At 63.7% G+C, this 4,939-nt stretch carries 4 protein-coding genes; 2 read left to right on the forward strand and 2 right to left on the reverse strand.

Annotated elements, in window-relative coordinates; translation table 11 throughout:
- A partial coding sequence (locus ABW043_RS16170) for a molybdopterin-dependent oxidoreductase (RefSeq protein WP_353922228.1) occupies window positions 1-1,344 on the reverse strand: 1,344 nt, incomplete at its 3' end.
- An 86-nt stretch (window positions 1,345-1,430) separates the two neighbouring features.
- On the reverse strand, window positions 1,431-2,051 hold the full coding sequence (locus ABW043_RS16175; protein ID WP_353922229.1) for a hypothetical protein: 621 nt from the start codon (window positions 2,049-2,051) through the stop codon (window positions 1,431-1,433).
- A gap of 336 nt (window positions 2,052-2,387) precedes the next feature.
- On the opposite strand from ABW043_RS16175, the gene ABW043_RS16180 reads away from it, so the two are divergent.
- Both ABW043_RS16180 and ABW043_RS16185 read left to right on the forward strand, forming a co-directional pair.
- Window positions 2,388-3,026 carry a YqiJ family protein gene (locus ABW043_RS16180; RefSeq protein WP_353922230.1) on the forward strand — a complete coding sequence of 213 codons (639 nt, stop codon included), beginning with the start codon at window positions 2,388-2,390 and terminating at the stop codon, window positions 3,024-3,026.
- Between the two features lie 134 nt (window positions 3,027-3,160).
- Window positions 3,161-4,885 (forward strand): flotillin family protein, encoded by a 1,725-nt coding sequence (locus tag ABW043_RS16185; RefSeq protein WP_353922231.1) that lies wholly within the window; start codon window positions 3,161-3,163, stop codon window positions 4,883-4,885.
- Window positions 4,886-4,939 lie beyond the last annotated feature (54 nt).

Here is a 4,939-nt window from a genome sequence, read left to right on the forward strand (position 1 = left end):
GCCACCGCGGGTGTAATAGTCGTTGTGTTCGAGGAACATGGTGGCGGGCAGGACGATATCGGCCAGTTCGGCCGTTTCGGTCATGAACTGCTCGTGCACGACGAGGAAGAGGTCGTCGCGCATAAAACCCTGGCGCACCAGCGTCTGGTCGGGGGCGACGCAGGCAGGGTTGGTGTTCTGCACGATCATGGCGTGGACCGGAGCGCCGTTCTGCAGCGCGGCAGCATTGCCGGTGAGGATCGGGCCGACCTCGGACATGTCGAGGAGGCGCGGCGTGCCCTTTTGCAGGTGAGTGCCTTCGAGGCGCGACTTGTCGAGGCCCCAGGTGCCGGAATTGGAATGGAAGGCGCCGCCGCCACGATGCTGCCAGGCGCCGGTCATGGCAGGAATGGAGAGCGCGGCGTGCATGGCCGTGGCGCCATTGGTCTGGCGGGAGAAGCCGTAGCCGAGGCGGAAGAAGGTTCTGGGCGTCGAGCCGACGAGGTGGGCGAAGGCTTCGATCTCGGCAACGGAGAGGCCGGTGATTTCGGACGCCCATTCGGGGGTGCGCGTCTGCAAATGCGCTTCGAAATCGGGCGAGATGTCCGTGTACTTCGCCATGTAGTCGCGGTCGGCGAGACCGTCGCGCAGGAGGACGTGCATCGTCGCGGCGGCCAACGCACCGTCGGTGCCGGGGCGGAGGACGAGGCCCATGTCGGCCTGGTCCATGGTGGCGGTGCGGTAGATGTCGACCACAACGATCTTGGCGCCGCGGGTTTTGCGGGCCTTCATGGCGTGGGTCATAACATTGACCTGGGTGTGCACCGCATTGGTGCCCCAGATGACGACGCAATCGCTCTCGGCCATCTGCTCGGGATTGACGCCGCCCAGGAGGCCGGTGCCGGCGATGTAGCCGGGCCAGGCTAGGCCGGTGCAGATGGTGTCGTATTGGTGGGAATAGCCGCGGACGGCGCGCAGGCGCTCGATGCCGTCGCGATGCACATGACCCATGGTGCCGGCATAAAAATAGGGCCAGATGGCTTCGTGGCCGTGCTGTTCCTCGATGGCGAGGAAGCGGGTGGCGATTTCGTCGAGGGCCTCATCCCAGGAAATGCGCTGCCACTGCCCTGCCCCCTTCGGGCCGACACGGCGCATGGGATGGGTCAGGCGCTCGGGGTGATGGATGCGCTCGGCATAGCGGGCGACCTTTTCGCAGATGACGCCGGCCGTATAGGGATCGTCCTTGGCGCCGCGGACGCGGCCCACCTTGCCATCGGGGAGAATGTCCACATCGAGCGCACAGACCGATGGGCAGTCGTGCGGGCAGACGGAGCGAATGGTGTGGTGGGGCGTGGGGGCGTTCATGGGGCCAAGGTATTAGAGGCTGGCCGCCCGGACAATCGCATTGTGCTTATGGGTGGAATAAGGGGCGCTGATGCGCCCCCTTTTCATCACAGGGTTGCAAAGGCCTTGGTGGCCGTTTCGGCATTGCGCATGGCCCGGCTGGCGGCATGCTTGGCAAGCTGGGAGGCGCCGCCATGGAACTGGGAGAAGGTGATGCGGCCGCTGGTGCCGGTGATGGTGATGCCGCGCCAGTTCGGGCTGACGGAGCGGACGTCGGCCCAATCGAGTGTCGTCTCGCCGCCCCGGGCGGTGCGCTGGGTCACCTGGCGATTGTCCCAGCGGGTGCTGGTGAAAAGCCCGGCCATGCCGATGCCGACCGAACCGGCAGCGAGGAGAAGCACGGCGAGATAGGTCGCGATCAACTGGGTGGTGTCGGCGGCCTGGCCCATGAAAATGACGGCAAAGAGCAGCACCGCCGCCAGGGCGGCCGAGCCGTAGCAGGCGAAATATTCGACGAGCGACGGGCGCAGCTCGGACCAGCCGCCTTCGACCATGATGCCCTCTTCAGGCTGGACAAGGCGCAGGGCGAGGAATGCCGCATAGCCAAAGGCCACCACGCCGGCGGCGCGGGAGAGCGGCAAATGGGCCGTCATGGGCAAATATTTGAGGGCGATAAGAAGGGTAATCACGAAAAGCGGCAAAGCCACTTCCTGCCAACGCAAGGGCACGCTTGTATCTCCAGAGGTGCGAGGCCGGTGACGCATTTCGGCGAGTGAATATCGTGAAGAGTACAGAGCCAACGTGATTTGACTATTCACATTTCCGCCATGAGCCCGGCGGCGACTTCTTGGACCGGGAGATGTTGCGAATGAGCAACCTTATCCTTTGATTCAAATGCCTCAAACAGTGATTCAAGCGCTTGGCATTGCGATTCCGCCGGCAGGCACAACATATTGAAACGGAACAAATTTTTCGAACTGACACGCGTGAGGAGCGCCGTGGCTTGACCGGGTGAGCGGCCCGGCCAATATTGGCGACGTGCAGACGGCTTGGGGGAGGCTGGAATGGATCTTTTTGCGGCCGAAACGGCACCCTTCGCCGTCGCCCTCGGATTGACCCTGGCTATCGCACTCATCGAACTGGCCGGCGTGCTGATCGGGCTGAGCCCCAGCGAGGCCATTGACAGCACATTGCCCGATGCCGACGCCGATGCTTCGGGGATTGAGATGGGGCCGCTGAGCCAGTTTCTGAGCTGGTTGAGTTTTGGGCGATTGCCGGCGCTGGTCGTGCTCATTGTCGCGACCACCAGCTTCGGGCTCGGCGGCTATGTGCTGCAGGAAGCGATGCGGCGAATTTTCGGGTTTGCGCTGGAGCCCGCCATTGCCAGCGTGCCGGCTGCGATCTTCTCGTTGTTCGCGACCCATCATGTGGGCCATTGGTTGGGCAAGCTGATGCCGCGGGAAGAGACTGACGCGGTCAGCACGGCAGACTTCATCGGCCGGGTCGCGACGGTGTTTCGCGGCACGGCCAGCAGCGGCAAGCCAGCCGAAGCAAAACTCACCGATATTCATGGCAAGACTCACTATGTGCTGGTCGAGCCCGACGACGTGCAGCAGTTGCTCTCCGAGGGTTCGGAAGTGGTGCTGGTGCGTCGTGAAGGCCATGTGTTTCGGGCCATCGTCCGGCTCAAGCCGGTGCAGTGATGGCAAAGGTCAAGACACCGGCCACGGGTGATCCTTCCGACCCGCCGATCGTGCAGACACCGATAGAACAACCGACCACCCCGCTTACCCTTCAGACGACAGGCCCCGCCCCCACCAGCCAGGAGACTTTCGCCTTGTCCCAGACCCTTCTCGATATCCTGATCATCATAGCCGTCATCCTCGTGGCGCTGTTTGCCATTGGCCTGATCGTGGCGCGGCTCTATCGCCGGTCTTCCAAGGAGGTCAGCTTCGTGCGCACCGGTTTTGGTGGGCAGAAGGTGATCATGAATGGCGGCGCGCTGGTGTTCCCGGTGCTGCATGAACAGATCCCGGTGAACATGAACACGCTGCGGCTCGAAGTGCGGCGCGCCAATGAGCAGGCCCTGATCACCAAGGATCGTATGCGCGTCGATGTGCAGGCGGAGTTCTATGTGCGCGTGCAGCCGGTGGTGGAATCCATTGCCAATGCGGCGCAGACGCTGGGGCGGCGCACCATGGAGCCGGCGGCACTGAAGGAGCTGGTGGAAGGCAAGTTTGTCGACGCCCTGCGCGCTGTCGCGGCGGAAATGGCGATGGAAGAGCTGCACGAGCAGCGCGTCAATTTCGTGCAGAAGGTGCAGGCGGCGGTTTCCGAGGACATTTTGAAGAATGGTCTCGAACTTGAATCCGTGTCGCTGACTGGGCTCGACCAGACCAATCGCGAATTCTTCAATCCTGATAACGCGTTTGACGCTGAAGGCCTGACCAAGCTGACGCAGGCGATCGAAGAGCGGAGAAAGACGCGCAACGATATCGAGCAGGAAACGCAGGTTCTGATCGAGCGCAAGAACCTCGATGCCGAGCAGCAGAAGTACCAGATCGCCCGCGACAAGGAATTCGCCCGGCTCGAACAGGAGCGCGAAATCCAGGTGCGCATGGCCGAGCAATCGGCGCTGATCAAGCAGCAGCAATCGGAACGCGAGCGCGAGGCGGAAGAAGCGCGCATTCTGGCGGCGCAGCAGGTGCGGCAGGCCGATATCGCCTCGGAACAGGTGGTGAAGGAACGCGAGATCGCGACGGCGCTGGCGGTGGAAGCGGCGGCGGTGGACAAGGCCAAGCAGATCGCCCTCGCCGAACAGGCGCGCGATATCGCGGTTTCGATCAAGAGCAAGGAAAAGTCTGTCGCCGACGCCGCGGCCGACGAGGCGCGTGCGCTGGCCGCAAAGGCGGCGGAAGAGGTGACGACGTCGCGGCAGACCGCGGTTGCGGAACGTGAGAAGGCCATTCAGCTCATTGAAGCGCGCAAGGCGGCCGAGCAGCAGGCCATCAGCATTACCGTGGCGGCCGAAGCGGAAAAGGCGGCGGCGGCTGACCGGGCCGAGGCCATCCGTATTGCGGCAGAGGCCGATGCGGAAAAGCAGCGTGTGGGGGCGAAGGGTTCGGCCGATGCCGAGCTGTTGCGCGCCGAGGCGCTGGCTGCGACCTACAAGGTCGAAGCCGAGGGCAAGCGGACGATCAACGAAGCGAGCAATACGCTTTCGGCCGAGCAGATCGCCATGCAGGTACGGATCAAGCTGATCGAGGCCCTGCCCCAGATCATCGCGGAAAGCGTCAAGCCGATGCAGAATATCGACGGGATCAAGATCCTCCATGTCGATGGGCTGAATGGGTCGAGCGGCAATGGTGCGGGTGGCGCGGATGGCAGCGCGCCTGTCGGTGGGCTGGCGGATCAGGCGGTCGCGGCGGCGTTGCGCTATCGCAGCCAGGCGCCGTTGATCGATGCACTGATGAGCGAGCTGGGATTGTCGGGCGGAACGCTCGATGGGCTGGCGAGTTCGGTGACGCAGGCGGCGCCGGTGGAGCCGAAGGGGCGCAAGTAGGCTCTAGAGACCCAAGACCACAGAGCTTCCCTCGGACTTGGTGCAAAGGCAGCG

The sequence above is a fragment of the Devosia sp. genome (assembly GCF_040509215.1).
Classification (GTDB): Bacteria; Pseudomonadota; Alphaproteobacteria; order Rhizobiales; family Devosiaceae; genus Devosia.